Here is a 24,624-nt window from a genome sequence, read left to right as displayed (position 1 = left end):
TTTTTCACCAGTAGTTTTAATTTAAGAGAATTAAAACTTAATCCAAGTAAAGTTCAGCCGTCATATATAACTTGGCATAGCCAGAAATTTGGATTCGCGTTTCAGACTGAATGTCACAGTAAAGCAATCCTCCACGGCTCGATGCCTGATAGGCAATCAATGAGGTTTTACCCAACTTCTCCGCCCACAGTGGTGCAAGACCTGTATGCATGGAGCCTGTCACAGGGTCTTCATTGATGCCTTTATGCGGTGCGAAATAACGCGCGATATAATCATAGTCTTGAGACGTTGAAGTCAGGGTAACATCCAAGTTTTCAGCAGTAATCGCAGTACTGACTTTATGCTTTTCTGCCAGTTGACGAATTTTATCTAAGTTCGGTTTGGCATCCTTAACGGCCTGCTCAGACTCACACACTAAAATATAAGCCTGTGGGTTTAAATAGACTTCTTTAATTTCACAATCGACCAATTCATGAATTTCCGCAGGATAGTCTTCTAACTTTTGCGGTGCTCGAATTGGAAAATTCATATGAATCTTGCCATCAATGTCTTGATCAATGATAAAAATACCCAAGTCTTTCACATGGAACTGGATACGTTTGGCATCGGTATAATCCCGAAACAGGATGAAACTACTGGCTAAAGTCGCGTGCCCACAAAAGTCCACTTCAACCTGAGGAGTGAACCAACGAATTTCATAGTTTTCAGCATCAATCACTTTCACAAAAGCCGTTTCTGCCAAATTATTTTCCAAGGCAATATTCTGCATCAAATCTACTGCTAACCATTCATTACACACAATCACAGCGGCAGGATTACCTTTGAATAATTCAGTTGTAAAGGCATCGACTTGATACATTTTCATCGTTTTTCTCCTAAATTGAAGCTTTATTTTGCAAAAAACTGAGTAAAAAAGTAGATACAGTTTTTAGTCATTTATGGATACACGTCCAATAAAAAGAAGCCTAATCATGAAGATAGGCTTCTTTTCAGTTCATAAGCTATATATTTTCCAGCTTAGACTTCTTTTAAGTCCACATTGTCTTGCTCAAAAATAAGCTTATCCGTTTGACCTAAGACTTGACTGGTCACAACACCTGCGGTCATAGAACCATTCACATTCAAAGCCGTACGCCCCATATCAATTAAAGGCTCAATTGAAATAAGCAGTGCAACCAAAGTCACAGGCAAGCCCAGCATCGGTAGGACAATCAGTGCTGCAAATGTTGCTCCACCACCAACACCAGCCACTCCAATCGAGCTCAAGGTCACGACACAAACCAAAGTCAAAATCCAAAGTGGATCGAGCGGATTAATACCCACTGTTGGTGCAACCATAACGGCCAACATCGCAGGATACAGCCCCGCACAGCCGTTTTGCCCAATGGTCGTACCAAATGATGCTGAAAAGCTGGCAATCGACTCAGGCACACCCAAACGTCGTGTTTGCGCTTCAATATTTAAAGGAATACTGGCAGCACTTGAACGGCTGGTAAACGCAAAGGTCAGCACAGGCCAAACCTTTTTAAAGAACTGAATTGGGTTAACACCTGTGAGCGCCAAAATCACGGCGTGCACGATAAACATAATCGCCAAGCCGATATAAGACGCAACCAAGAAGCCACCTAAGTTTAAGATATCCGCCATTTTAGAGTTGGCCACAATATTGGTCATGAGTGCGAACACACCATAAGGAGTGAGCATCATAATTAGACGTACCAACTTCATGACCCACGCTTGCAAGATGTCAATTGCAGACAACAGCTTTTGCCCTTTTTCAGCATCCGCTTTCATGAGGTTCAAGCCTGCAATGCCTAAAAACACTGCAAAAATGACTACACTAATAATGGAGGTTGGATGTGCCCCTGTCAGCTCGGCAAAAGGATTGCTCGGAATAAATGACAGAAATAAATCAGGCACTTGCAAGTCAGCCACTTGCCCGACATAGTCAGTTTGAATCGTATTTAAACGTTCAGTTTCTTGTGTCCCTTGCACTAAACCTGCCGCAGTTAAGCCGAACAGATTGGTCACCACCACACCGACAAATGCAGCAATCGCTGTGGTAAATAACAAAGTCCCAATACTGATAAAACTAATTTTACCCAATGAACCCGCATCGTGCAGCTTAATCACAGCGCCTAAAATGGAAACAAATACCAAAGGCATCACCACCATTTGTAGTAGTTTGACATAGCCTTTACCGACCAAATTAAACCACTGTACCGACTCTTGTAGTACAGGCGAATGCGTACCATAAAACCCATGTAAAGCGAGACCAAAAACAATACCGAGACAGAGACCTGCCAGTACCTTCTTCGCTAAACTCCAATCGGTTTTACGGGTTCGGCCCAGTAAAAAAAGCAATGCAATAAAAATGATGACATTGACGATTAAGGGGATATTCATACTGTTTCCCTAAATGATGCTGTCATAATTATAAATCAAAATTTAAACGGGCTTACTGTTTTGCGCCATATTCCACGCTGAATGTACAAATTTAGACTGAATTGGCAGTTTTAGAATGTGGTATAAAGCATTTAAACGGCTGTTAAAGTGTTCTTTTATATGAATCAATCTCTGCTTAATCCTCACATTCTGCCCGTACCTTTAGAAAAAGCATATCGGCTACTCAACCACGGCCCAACCGTGCTGGTTTCCAGTCAAGATGATGAAAGCACCGATGTCATGGCCGCAGCTTGGGCATGCGCCCTAGAGTTTAGCCCAGCCAAAGTGACGGTCGTACTCGATAAATCGACAAAAACCCGCAGTATTATTGAAAAATCGGGTTTGTTTGCGCTGCAAGTCCCTACACTTAAACAGCTGAAAATGGTCTACGCACTAGGCATAATCAGTCAATATGATGCTCCTGAAAAGTTACGTCAGTGTGGGGTCGAACTTTTTCAGTTTGGTTACAGCCCAATTCCAGTGGTTGAAGGCTGTAGTGCATGGATTCTGTGTGAACTCATTCCTGAACCGCATAATCAACAGCAACATGACTTATTTATTGGCAAAGTCATTGCCGCTTATGCCGATGATCGTGTTTTTAGAGATGGGCATTGGTACTACCATGAAGCCGCAGATGAATGGAAAAGCATCCACCATGTTGCAGGCGGACACTTTTATACCATTGGTGATGCAGTGGATATCAATCAACTCAAAGATACTGATTAAATTGACTGCGCCTTTACTTCGCTCGACTAAAGGTGGACATCACCCGATTGTTTTATTGTAAATTTCATCTTATAGTTCAAGTGTATTTTTTAAACAAATAGTCAAATTATGATGAACAGGACGTTCTCAAGCACCGTACAACTGAGTCTCTTTCTCTGCCTGAGTATGTGCTTGGGAATTGGCATCTTACGTTTTTCTTATACCGCTCTACTGCCGTCCACTCGCGAAGCCTATGAATGGTCACACAATTTCGCCAGCCTACTCGGTAGCGCCAATCTGCTGGGCTATCTGATCGGCGCATTTTGGGCGATGAAGTTGCCACAAAATGCAAAAATGCCGATCTATATCATTTTTGCTGCGCTCTTTGGTTCAATCAGCCTATTTGCCTGTGCATTTTCACATTTTAACGAAGTTTGGTATTTGGTGTGGCGCATCATTTCAGGTATCGGCGGTGGTTTGCTGATGATTCTATCGCCCAGTATTGTGGCGCAGTGCAGTGAGTTACAGCACCGTTTTAAAATTAATCTCATTGGATTTAGCGGAATAGGAATTGGTGTATTGGCAGCCACGCTGTTTATGCCGTATTTAGACCGTATTGCAATCAGTAGCGCATGGTTCATTCTCTGTGGCTTTGCATTTGTCATTACGTGGTTATTATGGATACTGGTTCGTCCTTTCCAAAAGCAACTGCACAGTATCCCTACAAACCAACCCCAGACTCATACAGTGAATAAAATTTACTATAGCTTACTCATTGTTTATGCCTGCAGCGCCTTTGCCTATATTCCCCATTCTTTGTTTTGGATTGATTATTTAAGTCATGTCTTAACGCTAAATTTATATTGGATCAATTTTAACTGGATTTTATATGGCTTAGGCAGCGCTTTGGGTGCAGCGATAGCTTATGCTTTAGCACGTAAATTTGGCAACTTTCTGGCTTTAAAGATTTTATACAGTGTCTATATTGTGGCAGTTTTTATTGCGGTTCTGAGTTTTTCGCCTGTATTTACACTCCTGTCTTCATTTCTCACAGGACTACTGAACCCTGCGGTAGTCTTTCTCACCTCCTACACCATCTTACAACTCTACGGCTTGGCCTATAAAAAGTTGTGGAGTATAGCGACACTTAGCTTTGCAACGGTCCAGCTGGTCGGTGGTTTAAGTTTTAGTACCTTGCAGCATTTGGGTTGGTCATATCACTTTCAGTTTATACTTGCTGCGGGTGTCCTCGGTTTAGGAACACTGCAACTATTTTACTTTACCCGTACGACATCCACCTCCAATCCAACAACTAAAAAAGAGCCCTTTTAATCCTTCACATAGAAGGAAATCGAAAAAGAGTTGTAGGTTCCGTTATAAAGGGCCGTCCATGTTAAATACCTGTAGTATTTTTGACTTACCTCTACATAATACAAATGTACTGTGTAAGTATAAGAAAAGAACCCAATTGATGTGCCTTCTATAACCAATACAATTCATGCATTCGAACTTTTACAGCTGTAGACTAAAGCTCAGTTATTTCAATGCATTTAAAGTTAAATATGGATAAGGATTCACAGCTCCTTTTCCAGTCCTATAAATTCCATAGTGCAAATGTGGTGGCGTATTCTTGGCATTGCCCGTGTTCCCGACATAGCCCAATACTTCTCCCACTTCAACCCAATCACCCGTTTGAATATTAGGCGCATAAGCATCTAAATGTGCATAGTAGTGACGGCTTAAGTTTGGTCCCATTACCCATACTACTTGTCCACCTAGACTATTGAGGCCGACATCCAAGACAATGCCTGATGTAGCGCTTAAGACAGGTGTTCCACGTTTAGCGAAGATATCAATACCTTGATGTTTTCGTCCCTGACCACGTGCTGCCCCCCAAGTATCTTGTATCTGCTTATGGCTTACACCTAGTACAGGCACATTTAAGTTTTTTGTTAAAGGCGTCTTATATAACTGCCAATATAAATATGGATAACTCAAACCTGCTGCTTCACCCGAAGCCGGTGGCTGACATCCACTCATCAGCAGACTTATACTTAAAATAGCTCCACTCAGAACTAAACGAGGCATGATTCAACTACTCAGGTAATTTTTAGAGATTAAAATAAGATAAAGTTACCTTTTCATACTAAATGCCTCATATATTGAAAGATATCCTATATATGTAACGACAAAGCCCTCATATAAAATGAGGGCTTTGCTTCAAATAAACCACGTAAAACTACTTACGCTTCTTCAGTTTTTTCTCCAAGGCTTTCAGCTTAGACTGATGCTTAGAGATCTTTTTTAAACGTGCTTTGATCTTCTGTTTTAATGTTTTCACAACATTATTCGACATAGGGTCCTCCTTTGGTTCAACTCCCTTTGATCGATTCCTCCTTGAAATACCTTTAATATTCGTTCATGAAATAGCAATACGCCTAGCGTTGTTGCTGATCTGGGTTCGGTTGGTTTTGATTCGGCTGTTTTTGCTGACCTTGATTTGGTTTGGGTTGTTGTTGCTGTTGTTGTTGATCTGGTTGTTCTTGCGGTTGATTCGGTTGTTGTTGACGTTGCTGCTGATTGTTCTGCTGTTGATTTTGTTGATTAGCCACGAGACTACTCCTTTATCATCTGCCGTAACATTCGACAAAGACCACCATACATCACTCAGCTAAAAACCCAAGCTATAAGCTGTATCAAAGTACTTCATTGTAATTACATATATAAATTGTGGTTAAGAATCAACTCTCCTTTTTATTTAACCTTACCTATACTCACTGAAAGCACAAATCCTTTAACCTAGTTTTACATTGCAAACCTATTTCCAGAGCTACTTTCAACACAACAAAAGAAAATCCGCAGTATGTGCGGGTTTCTGCCATTTTTAGTTTAAGGCTTATTCCATATTCGCAATAATGGCTTCACCAAACTCTGAACAACGCAATAAGGTTGCATTCGGCATTAATCGCTCAAAATCATAAGTGACTGTTTTCGCCTCAATTGCTCCTGAAATCCCCTTAATGATCAAATCTGCCGCCTCTACCCAGCCCATATCTCGTAGCATCATTTCAGCAGAAAGAATAATGGAGCCTGGGTTGACTTTATCTTGACCGGCATATTTTGGCGCTGTTCCGTGCGTGGCTTCATAAACAGAAATCGCCCCGCCAATATTCGCACCCGGCGCAATACCAATCCCTCCAACTTCTGCAGCCAGTGCATCAGAAATATAGTCACCATTCAGGTTTAAAGTCGCAATCACTGAATAGTCCGCAGGACGCATTAAAATCTGCTGCAAGAATGCATCGGCAATCACATCTTTAATGATGATGTCTTTACCATTTTTTGGATTTTTAATTTTTACCCATGGCCCGCCATCAATGAGCTCACCACCGAAACGGTCCATCGCAAGTTCATAGCCCCACTCTTTAAACGCTCCTTCGGTATATTTCATGATGTTGCCTTTATGAACCAAGGTCACACTCGGCTTATCATTATCAATCGCAAATTGAATCGCTTTACGCACAAGACGCTGCGTTCCCTCTTTCGATACGGGCTTAATCCCAATACCACAGTTATCTTCAAATCGGATTTTAGTCACGCCCATTTCTTCTTTGAGAAACTTAATCACTTTCTTCGCTTCAGGAGAGTCGGCTTTCCACTCGATTCCGGCATAAATATCTTCTGAGTTCTCACGGAAAATAACCATATCCGTCAGTTCAGGATGCTGAACAGGTGATGGTACCCCTTCAAACCAACGTACAGGGCGTACACAGACGTACAAATCTAATTCTTGGCGTAGCGCCACGTTCAAAGAACGAATGCCCCCGCCGACGGGTGTGGTTAAGGGGCCTTTAATTGAAACAACAAACTCGCGTAGCGCATCAAAAGTTTCTTCTGGCATATAGGAGCCATAAATTTTATTGGCTTTTTCACCGCAGTAGACTTCCATCCACTCAATCGAGCGTTTACCACCATATGCTTTTTGTACTGCAGCATCCACTACAGTTTTCATGGCTGGTGTAATGTCAACACCAATACCATCGCCTTCAATAAAAGGAATAATCGGTTGATTTGGAACATTTAATGATAAATCTGCGTTTACGGTAATTTTACTACCATCCGCAGGAACGATGATCTTCTGATAACCCATTTTCAGGCGCTCCCTTTTATTATAATTGGCAAATTTAAAAAATAATTGCCGATAGACAATACTTTCCACTGTTCTTATCGCATAATAGCTTAATCGAATTCCGCTGTTTTTGAGATTTATACGAGAAATAACTACATTTCTCTATTAAATAAATCTTGATATTTCTTATTTTATGTAATTACAGAAGTTATTGACTATGAAAATCGTCATCCTGAATAATGCTGATAATATGAGTCTGTATCAATCCGTTACAATCTAATGAAAACCACTAAAACCCTTACAAAACAAAACTTACACTCTATTTTAGTCTTTTTTATTCTATTTTAATCCTCAATAAAAACGGGTATCTTAACGGGTAACATATTTCTATTAACAAGATACCCGTATGCTCACCGATGCAAAAGTCAGAACTTTAAAATCACTAGAAAAATCTTACCGAATACTTGATGCTGAACGTTTATATATTGAAGTGCGCCCGACTGGTAAAAAAATTTGGCGATTCAAATTTGTCTTACATGGAAAAGAAGGGACTATTAGTTTTGGCGAATACCCTGCAGTATCACTTCAGGATGCTCGTAAGCTTAAAGACGAGGCTAAAGCTAAACTTGCTAAAGGCTTGAACCCTGTTGAAGAAAAGAAAAAAGATAGAATTGAAAAAGAATTGGCTGTTAACAATACATTTAAGGCCATTGCTCAAGAATATGTTCAAGAGAGAATGAAGTACAAATCAGAGGACTATATCGGCCGTTTTAATAATTCTATGGAAAAGGATGTCTACAAAGCCATTGGCAATAAGCCAATCAATGACGTTAGCTCTGCAGATATCTTATCCATTATGAAGAACACTGTTCAACGTGTATTAAGTCAAGGGAAGCATGGCACTGGTGAGTCTGCTGCCAACCTTAATCGTAGATTCATTGGTTTAGTTATGCGCTATGCAATTGTGACTTTACGCGCTGATAACGATCCCACCTACGCGGTAAGGGAGGCCATTGAATCCCCTGAGGTAGAACATGCTCGACCACTTGAAAAGCATGAGAAGAATGCACTACGACAAAATATTGATAGTTATGGAGGTTCTACAACCGTTAAGAATGCATGTTTGGCAATGCTTTACTCTATGCTCAGGACTGTTGAAATAAGAAAAATGGAATGGAGTTTTGTAGATTTTGAAGAGAAGATTATCAAATTTCCTAAAGCCTCTAGACGATTAAAGCAAGAACGAATAATGAAGAAAAATCGAGTTCATATCGTTCCCATTTCCAATCAATTACTTAATATTTTGAATGAACAATATGCTTTTACTAAAGATCAAAAATATGTATTCCCTTCCCCGCAAAAAAGAGACTGCATGATCTCTAGAACTACTCTAAACAAAATGCTTACATATATTGGCTTAAATCAAGTAACAGCTCATGACTTTAGGGCTACAGCCTCAACTGAATTAAATGGCCTTGGCTATAATACTGACTGGATTGAAACACAACTAGCCCATGCCGAAGTAAATAAGACCCGCGCTTCATATAACCATGCGAAATATTTGACTGATCGTAGAAAGATGCTTCAGGATTGGGCAAATATTGTAGATAGCTGGAGCACATGAATTATTGCATATTCCTATAGGCTTTGTTGCACAAAGATTTCATAACTATATGATTTTAAAAGTTTTGATAATTTTTTGATCTAAAATTAAATTTATTTAAATCAGATGCTTACATATTTATGCAACAAAGCCATTAATTACTCGTTTGTTACGTAAACGAAACTTCCAGTAAATATTGTAAATTCATAATTACACTAAAATTTAACCAGTTTACATATTCTATCCATATTGTGATGTAGTTATATCTTGCAATAAAAAACCACCCGAAGGTGGTTTAACTAAACATCATGGACATCTGTCCAAACTCATAAATGAGTAATGTGAGACCAAATGCTGAGGCTGAAAATACGAGTACTTCTTGCGAGGTCATATCCATCTCCTTCTATTGTTCTATTTAATGCTCTAGTCATTAAGAATGCATTTGACTCTAAATGCAAACAATTATCACAAATTCTAGGGATAGACATGTAAGAGATTTTATAAAAGTAACTGTGACGTTAATTAAGTGTATAAAGTTGTATAACAACATCCATAAGAGAAAAAAACCTCCGCGAATAATAGATATCGAACGGGGTCTTTTATGTCTGATCCGTTTTAAAAAAATAGAGGCTTAGAACTCTCTTAAGATGGATTGCTCAAAAATTTACGCATCTGTCTATGTCTTCTAGTGAGACCTAGTACCTCTTTACGCTTAATAATTTCATCTTCAGTAAAAGGCAGATGATTGATAAGCTGCTCAATCACCATAAAACTATTTTCAATTAAGAAACTATCTTGCTCGGTTGTCCAATTTGAGGTTATATGCTCAGATTTTTTAGACTGTCTTTTCATAAAAAGAAATTATACCTGTTTATAAGGACTCTTGACTTTCTTCAAGCACTCTCGGCATACACAAATTTCTTTTTGGTCATTGGTGTAATCAATCTCTCTAGCACCATGAAGGCCAAATATACACATTAATAATCTGATCATCTTATTTCTCCTTTAAGTACTTAAAAGCTATATATCTTAGGCATCTATATTTATATGAATCCCTGTAAGACAGCATTTCGAACAACGTTATCGAAGTTTGAATGAAATGAATTTTCAGTAGTGTGACTCTTTAACAATAAACAGAAACTTGCTACCGCACCTATGCTCACCAAAGTTAAGAATTTCATCTTTAATTCCATCCATGTAGAACTTTTGATTCAAACATATCACTGTGATTTGTATTTATCTAACCGCCTTCTGATGAATTACTGTTCATAATGTAACCACATTATTATTTATGTAATTGAATTTGTTAAACAATGAAACAATTCCTATTAAATTACACTGATTTATTACAACTTATAAATTTAAAGCTTTATGTGCCCATTTCAGAAATTTATCTTTATCGTTGAAATTAGGGACATTCAATAAATTGATATAGGAAACTTCACCAAAGTTTCCTGAGATTTTATTTGATTCAAGAATTGTAAAATCTTCTTCTCGCCCTACATGTACTTCCCGAAAAAACTCCGTAACTTTACGATCAAGGTTTAGTGAGGTAAACGCCTCTCTTTCAACTAAAAAGTCATAGATCTGGCTAATCACATGTAGTTCAAATTTTCTATTCATTTTTTCCGTTCTCATAATTATTTTAACAATTGGTTCAATTTAAACTAATTTCTTTTACGGATAAAGACAATAAAAAACTTACTATCAGGGACAGTTAAATAGATTTTCGCTTAGTCTTTGCCAGTAAGATCTCTATACGTTGAGTAACTTCCAACAATTTAAGCTCAGCATCACGCCAAAAATAATAGACGTCACCATGTATGACATACATTTGCTTAATGTAGTTTGCTGCTTTTGTCTTGTTTACTTTTTTAGCATTAAAACATGGTTTATCAAGCACTATTACCCTGCCATCTAAATCACCACCGATACAAATATTCATTTCTATTCTTCTTGTTGTAAGTAATGATTAAAATATATCAGAACAAAAAAGCGCAATTATTTGAACGCACTTTATCGACTAAGCATCTGATAAAAAATTAAAATTTATACCAATACGATTAAGTTAAGCTCCTATTAAAAAAGCCCTACATTTCTGTAAGGCTTTCCCCTTGGTCTTTTGCGCCGAAACAAGGAATCGTTGTTTTTATTTACAACAAAATAATTAAATCATTAATCGAATAAAAAATGAAGAAAAAAAACCTGCAACTTGGGGAAGGTGCAGGTATAAACTGATATTAACTACCATGGAGAACTTAATACCAAATAATATACTTGGTTTATATTGAGATCTCATTCGCATTTTATACCAAATTATCTAGTAACAAAAAAAGCCCATCAAATGATGAGCTTTTTACGGTAATTAAGTGAATTTCCATATGTACGTCCACTATAGAAGAAATATGCCATATACCTTGATCAAGGTCAAGTGAGCATATTCTCAATTTGCACTTATAGCTTTGCTTTAATACTATTCATCTAACCACTTAAAATAATTGACCTAATGTCTGAACCTCAGTTTTCTCTTAGTGATTATCTATCCACAGTACAGGAAGTAATTCAAATTACTTTCAATGAGCCTGTATGGGTGAAAGCTGAGATCCGTAATCTAAATATTAAGGGCGGACATTACTATCTTGAGTTAGCTGAAAAGGATGAAAGTACCGACAAAGTTATAGCGAGTTGTAAAGGAACCATCTGGAAATTTATAGCTCAGAAAATGGTGCTTAAGTTTGAAAGAGAAAGCGGTGTAGAGCTTTCAAAGGATTTAAATGTCTTGGTAAAAGTTAGAGCCAAGTTTGATCCTCAGTATGGCTTTTCGGTGAATGTTGAAGATATTGATTCAAGCTATACGCTTGGAGACATTGCACGGCACTATCAACAAATTTTAGAAAGACTTACCTCTGAAGGCCTATTAAATAAAAACAAGCTCGTCCCTACTCCTTTTGATATTCAGAATGTCCTGGTAATTGCTCCTGAAAATGCTGCAGGTCTAGGTGACTTCAAAAAAGATGCTGATGCTTTAGAAAAATCTGATGTATGTCATTTCAAGTACTACTCAGCAACATTCCAAGGGAACACAGCTGCGCAAAGTATTATCACCTCTCTAAGTAATGGCCTCAGACAATGGGCTACCGATTTCAATACACCACCTGATCTCATTGTGATTATTCGCGGCGGTGGTGCTGTAAACGACCTTGCCTATTTAAATGATTATGAACTAGCAGCATTGTTGGCCAAACGAACCGTTCCGATTTGGGTCGGCATTGGTCACGAGAAAGACCGTACGATATTGGATGAAGTTGCAAACCGTTCTTTTGATACACCAAGTAAGGTAATTAGTGGCATTCGTAATCTAATTGCTGAACGGACTCAGGATGTCTTAGATTTATTCCAAACCATTAAGCTATTATCCCAACATCAAATCACGGCGTACCAAAGCCAAAATGATCAATACATGAGAGTGATTAAGACGCTTGCGCATGGGCAGATTAATGAAGCAAATAAGAGCGTAGATTTGATGCTAAGCACCCTACATTATTTAGCCCAGCAACAGATCAAACTGGCAACTAATCAAGTCGAATCACTGCTGCGGGAAACCCTAATTCAGAATCCAAGAACCGTGATGGCTAAAGGCTACGGAATTGTTCGTAGTGAAGGAAAAGCTATTCGCTCTATTCAACAGATTTCAGGTGATAGCATCCAGGTCGAATTACAGGATGGCACCATTCAAGCAAATGTAACGAAGGTAATTAGTAATGAGTAAAAAAGAACTCTCTTTCAAGGAAGGCTATGGAGTCCTTAAAAAGAATGCCGAGCTATTGGAGTCACAGGAAGAGCCAGACATCGACAATTTAATGAAAATCGTTGAAGAGTCTATGGTGGCATACAAAGCCTGTAAAACACGTGTTGATGCTGTACAACAAGCTTTGAATGAGACATTTAAGGAATAATAAGTTAATAATATGGGAAAATTTTATTTTACTTTTTGGTCTACATTAGATGGAATAAGGATTTGATCATTAAACAATATTGAATAGCGGTGTCAGAGTAAGTTTGATTTCGACCATGCTTGCCTTGTGATTGTGCATACACTAGGTCTTTGGATCGAACCAAATGGCAATATTCCCACGATTAATGAGAGCTCGGTTATATGCGGGCCAATTGGTTGTGCGGTAGATTTTGTGTGTAGGCTTCTTCATTTGAAAATTATATTGCTGAAGAAGCCTTCAAGAATAGGTTTATGCAATAAAGCGACTTCAACTTATACATCTTTGTGTAGCAAAGCTATAATAAATATAAAAAATGAATTCTTATTAAAAATGTAAGAAATATTTACCATGTATTCTAAGCATTACTGATGTAAATTACGTTCTACTTGTGTTTGCTTATTGACAACTTAAGTATTATAAAAAAAATATCAACCTATAATAAAATATAATTGAAATATGAGATACTAAAATTGAGAAATATAATAGATGAATCAATTTCACAATTAGAATACTTGAACTCTTTATTAAGAGACAAGCTTAACTCAAATTACAATAAGCCATGTCTATTCTTAGATATAGATGGAACTTTATCTGATTTTCAATTAGATCCTACTAACAGTTATATTCCGACTAAGACTTTAAATATTTTAAGACAAATTATTTCAAATAAAATTCCTGTTATAGCTGTGACAGGACGAGACATTGATTCTGCACGTAAATTATTTGAATCCCTTGATCTTCCAATTGCTGCATTGCATGGATTAGAAATATATCTTGGAAATGAAAAAGAATTACGTACACCAAAGGATTTCTTAGAAATTTCACATATTCACAAAATTTTAGCTCGAGCATGTATCGCCTATCCAAGTTTACTGATTGAAAACAAGAAATCATCAATTGCGTTGCATTATAGGAAAGCTCCAGAGCTAGAAGATATAGCAAAAAAAATAATGTTAGAAGCTCAAAAGATATTCCCCAACCTAAGATTAATTCAAGGGAAATTCGTTTATGAATTAATACCCGCTCAAGTCAATAAAGGCTTGGCAATCAAGGAAGTTTTAGCTCATTTAAACCAGTATGAGGTTTACACACCAATTTTCATTGGTGATGACTTTACGGACGAAGATGGTTTTTATTTTGTGAATCAGTTGGAAGATGGCATCTCAATCAAAGTCGGTCAAGGGCTTACCCATGCCAAATACCAGCTTAAAGACACAAAGCAAGTATATGATTTTTTAGAATTATTTTTAGACCATATTCGAAACCATGATAACAATTTTAAGGGTAACAACAACTTAGATGGAGAGAAAACATGTCTAAATTAATTATTTTATCGAATCGAGTCAGTATTCCCAACGGGCAAAAAACTACCGCAGGTGGGCTTGCAGTCGCTATACAAGATGCATTAGATGATATTGGTGGTGTATGGCTCGGATGGAATGGCGAACGAGTTCATAAGCAAGAGGAAGTACATTTTAATATTTTTCGGAAGGATAAAGTTGATTATGTCACCTGCCCTTTAACAAATTCTCAATATTCAGATTATTATGCAGGGTTTGCCAACAATTCACTTTGGCCTGCCATGCATTATCGTTCAGACCTGATTGAGTTTAAAACATCAGAATACGAAGGATATCAAAAAGTAAATTCTTTATTCGCTCAAAAACTTGCCGAAATTGCAGATCCAGACGATACCATTTGGGTTCATGATTATCATTTTTTAAGTGTGGCGAAATATTGCCGTGAACTCGGTATGCAGAATAAAATTGGATTTTTCCTGCACATTCCTTTTGCACCTTTATTTATCTGGCAAAAAATTCCATGTGCTCAACAATTGATTGAGGATCTATGCCAATACGATGTGGTGGGTCTACAAACAGATAAAGATCAAAAAGTGTGTATGCAAGTATGCACATCTTTATTGAACGCACAGAAAATTCAACAAACTTTATTAAGCTACCATCAACGTTTAACCATAATTAAATGCTACCCAATTGGTGTAAATCCAACAGCGATTCAAAAAGCGGCTCATAAGTTTATTGATGTACAAGACTTCCTTACCCGTCCAGTAGAGCTGAATGCTGCAAAAACCATTATCGGCGTAGATCGGATTGATTATTCAAAAGGTTTACTGGAACGCTTTTTGTCCTATGCAGAGTTCTTAGAGAAATATCCTGAGTATCAGCAGCATATTCAACATTTACAAATTGCTTGCCCATGTCGTTTGGAAGTTCCAGCTTATCAACGTTTATTTGAGCGTTTCAAGATTAAGATCGAGATGATTAATCAGGAATTTGCAAAGGAAGAGTGGCAACCCGTGGAATGTATTTATGATGCAATAAAACATCATCATTTGATGCAAATCTATCGTCAAGCCGATGTGTGCTGGATCAGTTCAATACGAGACGGGATGAATCTGGTCGCGAAAGAATATATTGCCGCGCAAAATCCATCAAATCCTGGTGTACTTATTCTATCCAAATATGCAGGTGCAGCGGAACAGATGTCTGAAGCACTTCTGGTTGATCCCACCGACAAAATGGCGATGGTCAATGCCTTAAAAAAAGCACTGGAAATGCCACGACGTGAACGTATTTCACGTTACAAACAACTGATGAAAGGTTTAAAAGATTTTGATATTAATGAGTGGCGCAATGCATTTCTTAACGACTTACAGAACAAAACCGCTATGCAGGATTTCAGATTCCTGGGAATGCGTAACGTTAACCCTATTTATCAAAATTTATAGTACTTTGATTTGTAAGGAACTGGCAGTATCCAGATATTGCCAGTTCAATTCACTATGAGGCTTATTTCACATAAGTAAACCGATTTAAAGCCACAATCAATAATAATAGACCCGATAGTGCCATAAACACTGTACTTAGGCCAATCAGCTCACTCACCATTCCAATGAAAGCAGGTCCAACCAGAATACCCGTATAAGCCATGGTCGAAACACAAGACAATGCAACTGCGCTCGGCATCACCGTCTGACGTCCAGCACGGGAAAACATGATCGGGACGATGTTAGAACAACCTGTCCCAACCAGTGTATAACCCACTAAAACCAGCCACCAATAAGGCGCGATACTGACCAAAGCTAAACCTAAAGTTGCACAAATCGCGCTATAGGTTAAAAGCTTTTTTTCACCAAAATAACGGATCAGATAATCCCCCGTAAAACGTCCTGTGGTCATGGCAATCGCGAAGAAGGTATACGCCAATCCCGCAAAAGCGGCATTAACTCCATATTGTTGCGTTAAATAAATACCACTCCAGTCCATCGCCGCACCTTCCGTCATGAAAATGATGAAGCAGGCAATACCAATTAATATAATCAAAGGTTGTGGCAGACGCTGTCGTATCGACTTTTTCACTTTCGATGACGCTTCAAGAAGGGTGTTTTCTACAGCTTTTATGTTGTATGGCACTGAAAGAAAAACAATAATTACCAACAGTAAACTCACAGCAAATGCGCTCATAACAGACGAAATACTTAAAGCAAGCAATGCAGTAATCGTCAGTACCCCAGCTAATCCGCCTAGACTCGCCATACCATGAAAGCCAGACATCAATGATTTTAAGCTATTTTTCTCAACCACTACGGCCTGAATATTGAGTGCAACACCCAGACTTCCTGCTGCTGTACCAAATAAGAATAAGGTGATCGCCATCATTAACGGCGAGGTCCATAAGCTTAGGCTTGGCAATAAAACGGCAAGCAAGAGTAAAGCGAAACCGATCGGCACACGACAACCAATACGCTGAACAATTTTACCTGTCGCAGGCATAGCTAGCATTGCACCTAAGCCGCTGCATAATAGCAACAAACCAAAATCGGCATGATTAAAATGCAAACGTTGCTGGGCAAAAGGAATCAGCGGCGCCCATGCAGCCGTGGCGAAACCAAGACCGAAAAAGCTAAAACGAGTTGAAAGACGTTGAGCACTTAATTGAATTTCAGGATCAATAAGAGCAGTTCTGGAAAAAAGGATCATTTAATACCATCCACACAAATTAACTCAGAGCGTCCATCTCGGATAAATCGCCATAGAAAAACCCCTGCTAATCTATAGAGAAGTTCTATAAATCCACAGAGGCTTTTATGGCGAAATTATACACAAAACCAAGCTAAAAATAGTATTTTTTGCAAGAAATAAAATCGCTACATATCAATCATTTATCTTCATTTATTTAAATAAAATTAAAGCGTTTATTTTTAACACTTTTTATTCTTAGCTTTTCAATTAAACAAGGCAAAGATATGAATTTACTTAAGTTTTGAAGAAATGACTGAATTAAGCAGTTCATTTATAAAGCTGAATAATATATTTCACTCGGTATAGCTGTGGATTAGCTTTCTCCACCAAATCAGATCAATTTTATAAATGTTTTAAAAAGTACGATAAACCTTCAGGTGCACGTCCATTTAATCTACTGCTAGTGGTGACGCGAACCAAATTACTCCAAGTGATTTTGCAACATTGCTTAATAAATTTTTCAATTAATGAGACATCCTCATGACAAGGAATAGGTTCAAAGCCTCCCGCCTTAATATAGGCTTCGGCACTAAAGCTTAAATTCGCCCCATGTATATGTTGATGATTCATCATGTCCTGATAATGCGTCAGATATTTTTGCTGTTGTTGTATTGATAAGTGACTAAGATCATCCAGTATAACGATTCCACAAATGGCATCTGTTGGTTGATGTCGCATTTGGCATAGTAACCAATCAGGATCTACAATTGTATCAGCATCCGTGCAAGCGACCCATGTAACTCCTTGATCGATTAGCTGCCTAATGCCAAGGTCTCTGGCCTTGCCCACACAAGCAAAATTACATTCAAGCCAATTCATCTGATGTGACTTTACAATCATGAGGGACTGGTCAGTACAACTGTCTAAAACCACTAGAATCTCGACCTGACCGTGACCTATATGCTGTATAGCGTGTTTAATTGACTGCAAACAAGCGGATAAATTTTGTTCCTCATTATGGGCTGGGATAACAATACCTATTTTCATACTAAGCCCTGTTGTTTTGCCAAAGATGAAGGATTTACCGTCCAGATATCAATGATGAAATCTGGATCATTCAAACTTAAATAATGAGTGAACAACAAAGATTGTTTTAAACAATGATGGACTTGATAAGCATCTAGTTCAAAATCCTGAATGGCGTGACGCCAGTGACAACACAGAATTTCACCTTGTGGCGTTAAACTGTCTTGGAGCTGATCGATCAGTTCATGCAGTTCATTGCGTGATAAGTAATAGGCCACTTCACTAATGACAATCAGATCAAATTTCTGTTCAGGAAAATATTCAGGAATTTTTTGGTGTTGAACGCTCACATGCTTCAAATTCTCTAAACGTTTAGAGGCCCAATGAACAGCATGTTCAGAAAAATCTAGACATAAAAGCTGATCAGCGCGTTTGGCTAAATGTACACTTAAATGGCCATTGGAACAGCCGATTTCCAACACTGATGAATAATGCTGTTGAGTAAGCAATGCCAAACAAATCTGCCTTTTACGAGCTTCATACCAATGTAAATCATAGCCCCAAGGGTCGTTATTGTGATGATATAAGGCTTCGAAATATTGACTAGAATCATTCACAAAGATAAACCTCCCAAGGCATTAACAAACGTTCGATGATTGCTGGAGATAAAATCGCAGAATTGCCTGTACTTTCATCAGCTTCAATCTGACTCTTAAACTGCATGATGGCCCGACGTTTTTTGATTAATTGAGCCTGAGTTAAGTTGTAAGCTCTAGCCTTTTGCCAGTTGATACGCGGATCTAGTGGTAGCGCCCAATGCCAAGCCCAGATCAGCACGTGTAAATATGACATGTCATGAGCTAGAGCAAATGCCTGTACAGTTTTTCCTACCGCTTCATGATCTGGATGCCCATCCTGTGCATAGCTACAAATTAAAATATCTTCCGCTTTAACCAACTTGTCTAATTCTTGCCACAGATGTTCCCTGTGCAAATGAATCTGCCCATCTGGTAAATTTAGTGCAATACGTTGAACATATTCAGAAATATCTAGACGCTGTAAGGCCGCCAAGCTTTCTTGTGGGCGAATTTGATCTAATTGATCTGGGCTGTATTTGGTTGAATGTGGATGGCTTTGTGTCCCATTACTTACGGCCACGATCACCAACTGACAATTCAACATAATTAATTGTTGCATCAAGCCGCCACACCCCAGTATCTCATCATCTGGATGGGGTGCAACAATCAAGATTCTTTTAGACTGAAATTTTTTAAAATTGAGTAGAGAAAGCGGCTGCTGCTCAAATGCATGCAGCCATTGTTCTCGGGAGGTCCCTTGCCCTTCAATAATACGATCTTCGACTAAAGGATGTTTTAGAGCTGCCATGATATTTGCTCCTGTAAACATCGTTCAGCAATTTGCTCATCATCGAATGCCGCATGACTTTGCCGAATAAATACAGGTAAATCAGCCATTAGGCTGGCAAAAGTTGCTTGTTCACAAAAAGGCCGTGCTCCAAGCGCTTTTCCTACCCCTTCAATAACCTCCAAACAGCTTTGTTCTGCCTGCGCACGCAAGATCCGTACATCCCGTTCATGGCTAAGCTTGGGTTGGCTATCAATCAGTTGCGCGATATATTGGAAATATTGTCGGGTTACAGCAAGTCGAGTTACCAACCGCCCTAAATACATTTTCTTAAAAGGATTAGGGGCTTTAAGGCAACTTTGTTGTAGCTCATCCACTAACCGCACCGCGGCACCGTACCAGCAAGCTGCAACACCCGCAGCACCATGCCAGAAACCAACCCGATCAAGGTAGTCATTGGGGTGACCAATGAGTTTGACTGCTATCTCTTGAAAATTGACTCTTGCGGTCTGTGTTCCCTTCATGCCTATAGCTTGCCAGTGAGCCAGATCAATGGTGATCAAGGATTGGTTGAGGTCAATAATGCAGAGCTGAGATTGCCCCTGTTGATCTTTAAAACTGATTAATGCTTTATGAATAAATTCAGCGCCTGAACACCACGGCTTAATTCCATTACAAAGCCCATTTTCGACCTGTAACGGCACGGGTCCACCATCGGCAGCCCAAACAGCCCATGTCTCCTCATTGATTTCATGTTGATAACCGAGTTCATGCAAAATACTTAAAGCATCAAAATGGGACTCAAAAAGCTTTGCTAAACTTAGGTCAAAGCCAGCTATCTGGGCAAAAATTTGCCAGCGTTGATAGGTTTGTCCCGAAGCAGGGTCAGGCAATCGTCCAACAGAATGAATCAACTGTTTCAACACAATTGGACGTTGAGTTAGCTTTTCTTCAGCTGAATACTGCTCAAAGCGATTTAATATGTCTAAAGTTGAGCTTTTTATAAATATTTTTCTATTCATTCTTAAAATGTTAATTCAAATGAGTTTATTTAAACAATAATTGAAATAATCTGTTTAGTTAAATAGATAAATTGTAATGAAAAGATAATTATTCGTAATTATTTAACTATTTATTTCTTTTTGTTTCATTGTTAACTAAATAGTAGATTTAAGTGAATCTATAAAATCATCATGTAAGGATTATTTAAAATCCAACAATTATGAGGAAATAAGCAGTAGCTTAAAGGCTTCTGTGTTGTAATGTTTATAAAAGAGGTTTAAGAAATGAGTACTTTAAATATTCAAGATATTAAAAAACATTCAGATGTAATTGCTTCTTGTGGTACCAAAGTCGGAACAGTTGATCATCTCGAAGGTGATAGCCAACTCAAACTGACGCGTGATGAAAATGATCAGCATCATCTGATCCCAACGGCATGGATTGGTGAGGTCAAAGATGACAAAGTAGTTCTGATTAAAAATTCAGAAGAAGTTAAGCAACAATGGCAAGCTATTTAAATTATCGTAAAATAAAGAGTACGGCTAGACTTTGATCGTACTCTTTATTTCTTTGTAAGTAATTTCAAAAAAGCCCTAAGCCTTCGCAATGTCCGTTTGAATCAAAGGTGTTTCATTTCATACGTGTAAAAAATAGCGAGATGCAATCTATTTGTCATAGACTACATCTATTCTGTATAAATTAATAAGTTAGCCTACTCTTATTTAAAATTACTGCCTAAGAATGGGAAAATATATTCAACTACTTTTTGCGTAGCCCATAAACCAATCTCTTGGTGATGTTGATGTGGAGCTAAATATGGCATCAATTTGCTAATTTTATGTCCAGTATTTGTAGATATCTGAATTTGCTGCTGTAACAGCAATAATTCCTTTTCTGACAAATAACTAAAATCATTTAGTTCTATAAAGTTTTTTATATATTCTGTATTTACTGGGTTAATGCGTCTACTTGAATTAGCACCAGCAATCCAATCATAAATAAAAGCTTTTTCTGCAGCAGAGAAAACTCCAAACATTTTCCCATCTTCATCATTGATCATTTTCCAAAATCGGCTATGTTCAGGATCTTCGTTAAGCTTAATCCATCCTATTTTTATTAGCTCAAGAATGAATTCCTCAACCTGATCTTCTTCTGATAGCCATGAATTTACAGACTTATTCTTAAACTTGCATTTCTCATTATGCATGTGCTTTCCAACCAAAGCTTTGCTCTTGAAAATGTCCAGAACCACTCGCTCAGTATTTAGGTTCTTTATTATTTGAACTGAGCTAATTCCCCGATTATTCAATAAAAAGCCTATCTTTAATTTACGAATAAATTCGGATTGATTTGGGTAACGTTTGGCTAAACATTTGATCGCATTTGTAGCTAATTGAGCATGTCCATTATCAAAGTTATCAATTGTAATGTGTAGGTTAAAATATTTGGAATCAATACCTAACTCTTTAAGTTCATAATTTGTAATCAGTAAATGAAGTGGTAGTTGTTCGTATCCAAAATTAAAACCTGCAATCTCGGGTATAAAATCTGATGGAGCATAAGCTAAAGCCAATTGTATTGCTGACTGGTGATAGTATTCATCAGGTAAATTCATTGAAAATTGATGAAGACCAAGTGATAGAAGTAATTTATTGAAAATTTTTACATGGTTACTTTGACTAGAACCTAACCCCAACTCCTCAACATATATCTGTATAAAGTCTCTAAAAGCTGGATCATTCCAGTACTGCGTAAAGCTATAAAGCCAAGCACCGTCTACACGTTTGGTCGGTGCTACTTTGTATAAAAATTCATAAGCTTTACTTGTAGTTCCAAAAAACTCCCTTGCACTCCCATTTTCACGCCTTTCTAAGTACTCTTTGTAATGCAAGCATTGCGTTTTATTATGTTTCTGCATCCAGACTGCCAATTGATCAACATTAGTAGGAAAATCAGAGAAATCACTATCCAAATGAAGTATTTCGTTTTCTAGGAAATGATAAGCTTTCAACTCTTTTTCAGAACGTGACATTGATGGATCTAAGAAAAATTGTGTTATTTCAAAATATTTCTGATGGGCATCGGTTATTAAATTTAAAATTCTCTCTTTTACTGCAGTAGGCATTATAATTCTCTCGCGGTAAATAACTTATACCAACATAATTGACACTTGTACTTAATTAATTAACAACTTTGAAAAGAAACGTTAACAAATGTAATCCTTTAGTTTATTTAGTTTTAAAATACAAAAATTTAAGTAAATAATTATAATATTTGAAATAAAGAAACATTTCACTATATGTGATTTCAATCACATTCATTAAAATTAAAAAAATATGGTGCTTAAAATTAGTGAAAAAGCATTTTATCTAATTTATAAAATTGTTAACTGTATTTATTGAAAGTACAAGCACTGCTATTATTTCTGTCGTTATTCAGTTGATATCCTACACGGATTTTTCTTGTTTTTAAAATTAAAAAAAAATCAATAAATTACAAACACAACTCCAATCAAAAAGATATAAATCTGAATTAAGAATAAAATTAAACATTGTTAGCCTTTTGTAAAAAACAAAATATATATTTCCATTTATTATCAATACCTAAACTTTTAAAACAAACACAATTTAACTCAAAAATTAAAATGTAACACCTCTGATGTTTTTTAAAACACAAATTATGATATTAATAATAAATCTACTGATCAATTAATGTAGATTAATTCTAATCTTATGAGGTTCAGTAAAATGACTAATCAAAATCAACAGCAGAAAAATCAGCAACAGCAGCAGCCAAATCAACCGCAAAAAAAGCCAGATCAGCAACAACAGCAACAGCAACAGCAACCAGACCAACCGAAAAAAAATCCGAATCAGCAAAAACAACCGAACTAAAACCAGCAAAATGACCAACACGCTCAACAGAAATAATAGTTTTTCATGTTGAATAATATTATTAAATTCTTAAACTCATTCATTAATTAAATCCAACTAAGAATTTTTTTTGAATTCTTAGTTGGATAGAATTGGAGTTCATTATGACTATCAATGACCATCAAGACGAAAACCCAATCAAGCATGATTGGCGTACAGATTATTCAAACCGCCCATATTACGGCGATATCCAACGAGAACTTCCTGATGTAGATTATGACCGTGATCTTCGTTCAGCCTATGAATTAGGTCAGCATGCCCGAAATGAGCGTGGTACTGATGCACGATTTGAGGATTCAGAAAGTGATCTAAAAGTAAAATGGGAAGAACTAAAGGCTGAATCACGCTTAAAGTGGGAACAAGCCAAACATGCGATTAAAGATGCATGGGACAAAATGTAAGCCAATATAATGATAATGAGCCTTTTAGGCTCATTATCAGCACATCTAAATAATAATTAAATAGGTGTAAAATGGACTTTATAAAAATACTATTAGCTGATACTACATTTACTTTTGCAGCAGAAATTGTACTTCGTAGTGTCTTGATGTACTTCCTGATTATCTTAGTTTTAAGATTTTCTGGTAAACGTGGTGTTAGGCAACTTTCCATCTTTGAAATCGCAATTATTCTTAGTTTAGGATCTGCTGCTGGCGATGCCATGTTCTATGAAGAAGTTCCGATCATACATGCTGTCATCGTTTTTGCAGTAATTATGGCTTTATATCGCTTAACAACTTATTTAATGATGAAATCCGATGCTATTGAGACCGTATTGGAAGGTCGACCTATATACATCGTCAAAAATGGTTTACTGATTGTTGAGGATATTAAGCAAGAAAAGTATTCATACGATGAATTCTTTGCTGAAATGCGCCAAAAAAAAATAGAGCATCTCGGACAAGTTAAAATAGCACTGCTTGAGACTGATGGCTGCCTAAGCGTGATCCCATATTCTAAAGAAAATATAAAATGGGGCCTTCCTCTGTTTCCCGATGAATACCAAATCGCAGATCATCATAATGTCGATCACTTTTATTCTTGTATGTTGTGTGGTCAAACCCAACGTTTAAATCATTTAAATGAAGAATGCCCTCGCTGTCAAAATACAAAATGGGCTAAATCCTGTTTGTATTGTGAGGAATATCAAAATTAATAAGCTTTTGTTTTGACTTAGATTAATTCAATATTATTTAAAATGAATAGTTTAAGCGAACAAAAAATACACATTTCTTTACCTTACTCAAAGCGTAAATACTTAAAGTTTATATGGGTATCTTTGATCCAAAAAAGAGTTTTCTTGCAAGTAACTCATATTCGATTGTAGATAACCTATTAAATTGTATAAGCACAAAATATCCGTCAACAAATAAGCCATTAACTTACGTGAAAATAAATACTTATTTTCATAAAACGTTATAAAGCAAATGTATAAGAG

At 37.2% G+C, this 24,624-nt stretch carries 25 protein-coding genes and 1 pseudogene; 11 read left to right on the top strand and 15 right to left on the bottom strand.

From position 1 onward, the window contains the following. Positions 1 to 37: 37 nt before the first annotated feature. The gene (locus tag JZ787_RS13445; protein ID WP_346312582.1) at positions 38 to 865 is read right to left on the bottom strand and encodes a PhzF family phenazine biosynthesis protein; all 828 of its coding nucleotides are present in this window, start codon (positions 863 to 865) and stop codon (positions 38 to 40) included. A 152-nt stretch (positions 866 to 1,017) separates the two neighbouring features. Beyond that, positions 1,018 to 2,406, bottom strand: coding sequence for an L-cystine transporter (locus JZ787_RS13440; RefSeq protein ID WP_346312581.1), 1,389 nt, complete (start codon positions 2,404 to 2,406; stop codon positions 1,018 to 1,020). 159 nt (positions 2,407 to 2,565) lie between these two features. Between JZ787_RS13440 and JZ787_RS13435 the strand changes: the two genes are divergently transcribed. Together JZ787_RS13435 and JZ787_RS13430 are read left to right on the top strand one after the other, a co-directional pair. Beyond that, complete coding sequence (locus JZ787_RS13435) at positions 2,566 to 3,171, top strand: flavin reductase family protein (RefSeq protein WP_184119152.1); 606 nt, start codon at positions 2,566 to 2,568, stop codon at positions 3,169 to 3,171. Positions 3,172 to 3,279: 108 nt separating this feature from the next. Next, on the top strand, positions 3,280 to 4,482 hold the full coding sequence (locus JZ787_RS13430; RefSeq protein ID WP_346312580.1) for a YbfB/YjiJ family MFS transporter: 1,203 nt from the start codon (positions 3,280 to 3,282) through the stop codon (positions 4,480 to 4,482). Positions 4,483 to 4,686: 204 nt separating this feature from the next. On the opposite strand, the gene JZ787_RS13425 is transcribed toward JZ787_RS13430, so the two are convergent. The 3 genes from JZ787_RS13425 to icd form a co-directional block, all read right to left on the bottom strand. Beyond that, positions 4,687 to 5,238 carry a M23 family metallopeptidase gene (locus JZ787_RS13425; RefSeq protein WP_346312579.1) on the bottom strand — a complete coding sequence of 184 codons (552 nt, stop codon included), beginning with the start codon at positions 5,236 to 5,238 and terminating at the stop codon, positions 4,687 to 4,689. A 350-nt stretch (positions 5,239 to 5,588) separates the two neighbouring features. Continuing rightward, on the bottom strand, positions 5,589 to 5,762 hold the full coding sequence (locus tag JZ787_RS13420; protein WP_004696738.1) for a hypothetical protein: 174 nt from the start codon (positions 5,760 to 5,762) through the stop codon (positions 5,589 to 5,591). A gap of 284 nt (positions 5,763 to 6,046) precedes the next feature. Further along, positions 6,047 to 7,300: an NADP-dependent isocitrate dehydrogenase gene (gene icd, locus JZ787_RS13415; protein ID WP_005401098.1), complete on the bottom strand. Its 1,254-nt coding sequence runs from the start codon at positions 7,298 to 7,300 to the stop codon at positions 6,047 to 6,049. 385 nt (positions 7,301 to 7,685) lie between these two features. Here icd and JZ787_RS13410 point away from each other — a divergent pair, with 385 nt between their 5' ends. Beyond that, positions 7,686 to 8,903, top strand: a complete 1,218-nt coding sequence (locus JZ787_RS13410; protein WP_004984978.1) for an integrase arm-type DNA-binding domain-containing protein — start codon at positions 7,686 to 7,688, stop codon at positions 8,901 to 8,903. Between the two features lie 621 nt (positions 8,904 to 9,524). On the opposite strand, the gene JZ787_RS13405 is transcribed toward JZ787_RS13410, so the two are convergent. The 3 genes from JZ787_RS13405 to JZ787_RS13395 all read right to left on the bottom strand — a co-directional run bounded on the left by JZ787_RS13405 (position 9,525) and on the right by JZ787_RS13395 (position 10,827). After that, positions 9,525 to 9,734: a hypothetical protein gene (locus JZ787_RS13405; RefSeq protein ID WP_004676710.1), complete on the bottom strand. Its 210-nt coding sequence runs from the start codon at positions 9,732 to 9,734 to the stop codon at positions 9,525 to 9,527. 501 nt (positions 9,735 to 10,235) lie between these two features. Continuing rightward, positions 10,236 to 10,505 (bottom strand): hypothetical protein, encoded by a 270-nt coding sequence (locus JZ787_RS13400; RefSeq protein WP_004984984.1) that lies wholly within the window; start codon positions 10,503 to 10,505, stop codon positions 10,236 to 10,238. Between the two features lie 94 nt (positions 10,506 to 10,599). Further along, on the bottom strand, positions 10,600 to 10,827 hold the full coding sequence (locus JZ787_RS13395; RefSeq protein WP_279683851.1) for a hypothetical protein: 228 nt from the start codon (positions 10,825 to 10,827) through the stop codon (positions 10,600 to 10,602). Positions 10,828 to 11,388: 561 nt separating this feature from the next. Between JZ787_RS13395 and xseA the strand changes: the two genes are divergently transcribed. Then, complete coding sequence (gene xseA, locus JZ787_RS13390) at positions 11,389 to 12,651, top strand: exodeoxyribonuclease VII large subunit (RefSeq protein ID WP_184119157.1); 1,263 nt, start codon at positions 11,389 to 11,391, stop codon at positions 12,649 to 12,651. Beyond that, positions 12,644 to 12,838 carry an exodeoxyribonuclease VII small subunit gene (gene xseB / locus JZ787_RS13385; RefSeq protein ID WP_004986572.1) on the top strand — a complete coding sequence of 65 codons (195 nt, stop codon included), beginning with the start codon at positions 12,644 to 12,646 and terminating at the stop codon, positions 12,836 to 12,838. The genes xseA and xseB overlap by 8 nt, the downstream gene beginning before the upstream one ends. Positions 12,839 to 12,884: 46 nt before the next feature. Here xseB and JZ787_RS13380 read toward each other — a convergent pair. Then, positions 12,885 to 13,087 (bottom strand): annotated as a pseudogene (locus JZ787_RS13380) (transposase); the annotation flags it as partial. Between the two features lie 260 nt (positions 13,088 to 13,347). Here JZ787_RS13380 and otsB point away from each other — a divergent pair. After that, complete coding sequence (otsB, locus tag JZ787_RS13375) at positions 13,348 to 14,202, top strand: trehalose-phosphatase (protein WP_346312578.1); 855 nt, start codon at positions 13,348 to 13,350, stop codon at positions 14,200 to 14,202. Then, complete coding sequence (locus tag JZ787_RS13370) at positions 14,190 to 15,626, top strand: trehalose-6-phosphate synthase (protein ID WP_010326898.1); 1,437 nt, start codon at positions 14,190 to 14,192, stop codon at positions 15,624 to 15,626. Before otsB ends, JZ787_RS13370 begins: the two co-directional genes overlap by 13 nt. Before the next feature lie 61 nt (positions 15,627 to 15,687). Here JZ787_RS13370 and JZ787_RS13365 read toward each other — a convergent pair whose 3' ends face one another. The 5 genes from JZ787_RS13365 to JZ787_RS13345 all read right to left on the bottom strand — a co-directional run bounded on the left by JZ787_RS13365 (position 15,688) and on the right by JZ787_RS13345 (position 20,273). Further along, the gene (locus JZ787_RS13365) at positions 15,688 to 16,878 is read right to left on the bottom strand and encodes an MFS transporter (RefSeq protein ID WP_005325067.1); all 1,191 of its coding nucleotides are present in this window, start codon (positions 16,876 to 16,878) and stop codon (positions 15,688 to 15,690) included. 384 nt (positions 16,879 to 17,262) lie between these two features. After that, positions 17,263 to 17,907, bottom strand: a complete 645-nt coding sequence (locus JZ787_RS13360; RefSeq protein ID WP_005325061.1) for a glycosyltransferase — start codon at positions 17,905 to 17,907, stop codon at positions 17,263 to 17,265. Continuing rightward, positions 17,904 to 18,503 carry a class I SAM-dependent methyltransferase gene (locus JZ787_RS13355; protein WP_005325058.1) on the bottom strand — a complete coding sequence of 200 codons (600 nt, stop codon included), beginning with the start codon at positions 18,501 to 18,503 and terminating at the stop codon, positions 17,904 to 17,906. The genes JZ787_RS13360 and JZ787_RS13355 overlap by 4 nt, the downstream gene beginning before the upstream one ends. Continuing rightward, on the bottom strand, positions 18,496 to 19,272 hold the full coding sequence (locus JZ787_RS13350; protein ID WP_004985005.1) for a PIG-L family deacetylase: 777 nt from the start codon (positions 19,270 to 19,272) through the stop codon (positions 18,496 to 18,498). Before JZ787_RS13350 ends, JZ787_RS13355 begins: the two co-directional genes overlap by 8 nt. After that, positions 19,260 to 20,273 carry an acyl-CoA/acyl-ACP dehydrogenase gene (locus tag JZ787_RS13345; protein ID WP_004985006.1) on the bottom strand — a complete coding sequence of 338 codons (1,014 nt, stop codon included), beginning with the start codon at positions 20,271 to 20,273 and terminating at the stop codon, positions 19,260 to 19,262. The genes JZ787_RS13350 and JZ787_RS13345 overlap by 13 nt, the downstream gene beginning before the upstream one ends. Positions 20,274 to 20,537: 264 nt before the next feature. On the opposite strand from JZ787_RS13345, the gene JZ787_RS13340 reads away from it, so the two are divergent. Continuing rightward, complete coding sequence (locus JZ787_RS13340; protein ID WP_004772208.1) at positions 20,538 to 20,771, top strand: DUF2171 domain-containing protein; 234 nt, start codon at positions 20,538 to 20,540, stop codon at positions 20,769 to 20,771. Between the two features lie 200 nt (positions 20,772 to 20,971). Here JZ787_RS13340 and JZ787_RS13335 read toward each other — a convergent pair whose 3' ends face one another. After that, positions 20,972 to 22,378 carry an iron-containing redox enzyme family protein gene (locus JZ787_RS13335; RefSeq protein WP_005005848.1) on the bottom strand — a complete coding sequence of 469 codons (1,407 nt, stop codon included), beginning with the start codon at positions 22,376 to 22,378 and terminating at the stop codon, positions 20,972 to 20,974. A 622-nt stretch (positions 22,379 to 23,000) separates the two neighbouring features. On the opposite strand from JZ787_RS13335, the gene JZ787_RS13330 reads away from it, so the two are divergent. The 3 genes from JZ787_RS13330 (at position 23,001) to JZ787_RS13320 (ending at position 24,342) form a co-directional block, all read left to right on the top strand. After that, complete coding sequence (locus JZ787_RS13330; RefSeq protein WP_346312577.1) at positions 23,001 to 23,147, top strand: hypothetical protein; 147 nt, start codon at positions 23,001 to 23,003, stop codon at positions 23,145 to 23,147. A gap of 143 nt (positions 23,148 to 23,290) precedes the next feature. Then, positions 23,291 to 23,587: a hypothetical protein gene (locus tag JZ787_RS13325; RefSeq protein ID WP_004981674.1), complete on the top strand. Its 297-nt coding sequence runs from the start codon at positions 23,291 to 23,293 to the stop codon at positions 23,585 to 23,587. A gap of 71 nt (positions 23,588 to 23,658) precedes the next feature. Next, a complete protein-coding gene (locus JZ787_RS13320) occupies positions 23,659 to 24,342 on the top strand; it encodes a DUF421 domain-containing protein (RefSeq protein ID WP_004986536.1) in 684 nt (227 codons plus the stop codon). Positions 24,343 to 24,624 lie beyond the last annotated feature (282 nt).

Origin of the sequence: Acinetobacter sp. BWR-L5, assembly GCF_039655985.1 — a bacterium.
Taxonomy (GTDB): Bacteria; Pseudomonadota; Gammaproteobacteria; order Pseudomonadales; family Moraxellaceae; genus Acinetobacter; species Acinetobacter johnsonii.
The sequence above is the reverse complement of the archived record's forward strand: the minus strand, read 5'-3'. Positions and strand labels throughout refer to the sequence as shown.

Coding starts and splice junctions, on each gene's coding strand:
- JZ787_RS13445 (WP_346312582.1), bottom strand. CDS start 865: ATGAAAATGTATCAAGTCGATGCCTTTACAACTGAATTATTCAAAGGT.
- JZ787_RS13440 (WP_346312581.1), bottom strand. CDS start 2,406: ATGAATATCCCCTTAATCGTCAATGTCATCATTTTTATTGCATTGCTT.
- JZ787_RS13435 (WP_184119152.1), top strand. CDS start 2,566: ATGAATCAATCTCTGCTTAATCCTCACATTCTGCCCGTACCTTTAGAA.
- JZ787_RS13430 (WP_346312580.1), top strand. CDS start 3,280: ATGATGAACAGGACGTTCTCAAGCACCGTACAACTGAGTCTCTTTCTC.
- JZ787_RS13425 (WP_346312579.1), bottom strand. CDS start 5,238: ATGCCTCGTTTAGTTCTGAGTGGAGCTATTTTAAGTATAAGTCTGCTG.
- icd (WP_005401098.1), bottom strand. CDS start 7,300: ATGGGTTATCAGAAGATCATCGTTCCTGCGGATGGTAGTAAAATTACC.
- JZ787_RS13410 (WP_004984978.1), top strand. CDS start 7,686: ATGCTCACCGATGCAAAAGTCAGAACTTTAAAATCACTAGAAAAATCT.
- JZ787_RS13405 (WP_004676710.1), bottom strand. CDS start 9,734: ATGAAAAGACAGTCTAAAAAATCTGAGCATATAACCTCAAATTGGACA.
- JZ787_RS13400 (WP_004984984.1), bottom strand. CDS start 10,505: ATGAATAGAAAATTTGAACTACATGTGATTAGCCAGATCTATGACTTT.
- JZ787_RS13395 (WP_279683851.1), bottom strand. CDS start 10,827: ATGAATATTTGTATCGGTGGTGATTTAGATGGCAGGGTAATAGTGCTT.
- xseA (WP_184119157.1), top strand. CDS start 11,389: ATGTCTGAACCTCAGTTTTCTCTTAGTGATTATCTATCCACAGTACAG.
- xseB (WP_004986572.1), top strand. CDS start 12,644: ATGAGTAAAAAAGAACTCTCTTTCAAGGAAGGCTATGGAGTCCTTAAA.
- JZ787_RS13370 (WP_010326898.1), top strand. CDS start 14,190: ATGTCTAAATTAATTATTTTATCGAATCGAGTCAGTATTCCCAACGGG.
- JZ787_RS13365 (WP_005325067.1), bottom strand. CDS start 16,878: ATGATCCTTTTTTCCAGAACTGCTCTTATTGATCCTGAAATTCAATTA.
- JZ787_RS13360 (WP_005325061.1), bottom strand. CDS start 17,907: ATGAAAATAGGTATTGTTATCCCAGCCCATAATGAGGAACAAAATTTA.
- JZ787_RS13350 (WP_004985005.1), bottom strand. CDS start 19,272: ATGGCAGCTCTAAAACATCCTTTAGTCGAAGATCGTATTATTGAAGGG.
- JZ787_RS13345 (WP_004985006.1), bottom strand. CDS start 20,273: ATGAATAGAAAAATATTTATAAAAAGCTCAACTTTAGACATATTAAAT.
- JZ787_RS13340 (WP_004772208.1), top strand. CDS start 20,538: ATGAGTACTTTAAATATTCAAGATATTAAAAAACATTCAGATGTAATT.
- JZ787_RS13335 (WP_005005848.1), bottom strand. CDS start 22,378: ATGCCTACTGCAGTAAAAGAGAGAATTTTAAATTTAATAACCGATGCC.
- JZ787_RS13330 (WP_346312577.1), top strand. CDS start 23,001: ATGACTAATCAAAATCAACAGCAGAAAAATCAGCAACAGCAGCAGCCA.
- JZ787_RS13325 (WP_004981674.1), top strand. CDS start 23,291: ATGACTATCAATGACCATCAAGACGAAAACCCAATCAAGCATGATTGG.
- JZ787_RS13320 (WP_004986536.1), top strand. CDS start 23,659: ATGGACTTTATAAAAATACTATTAGCTGATACTACATTTACTTTTGCA.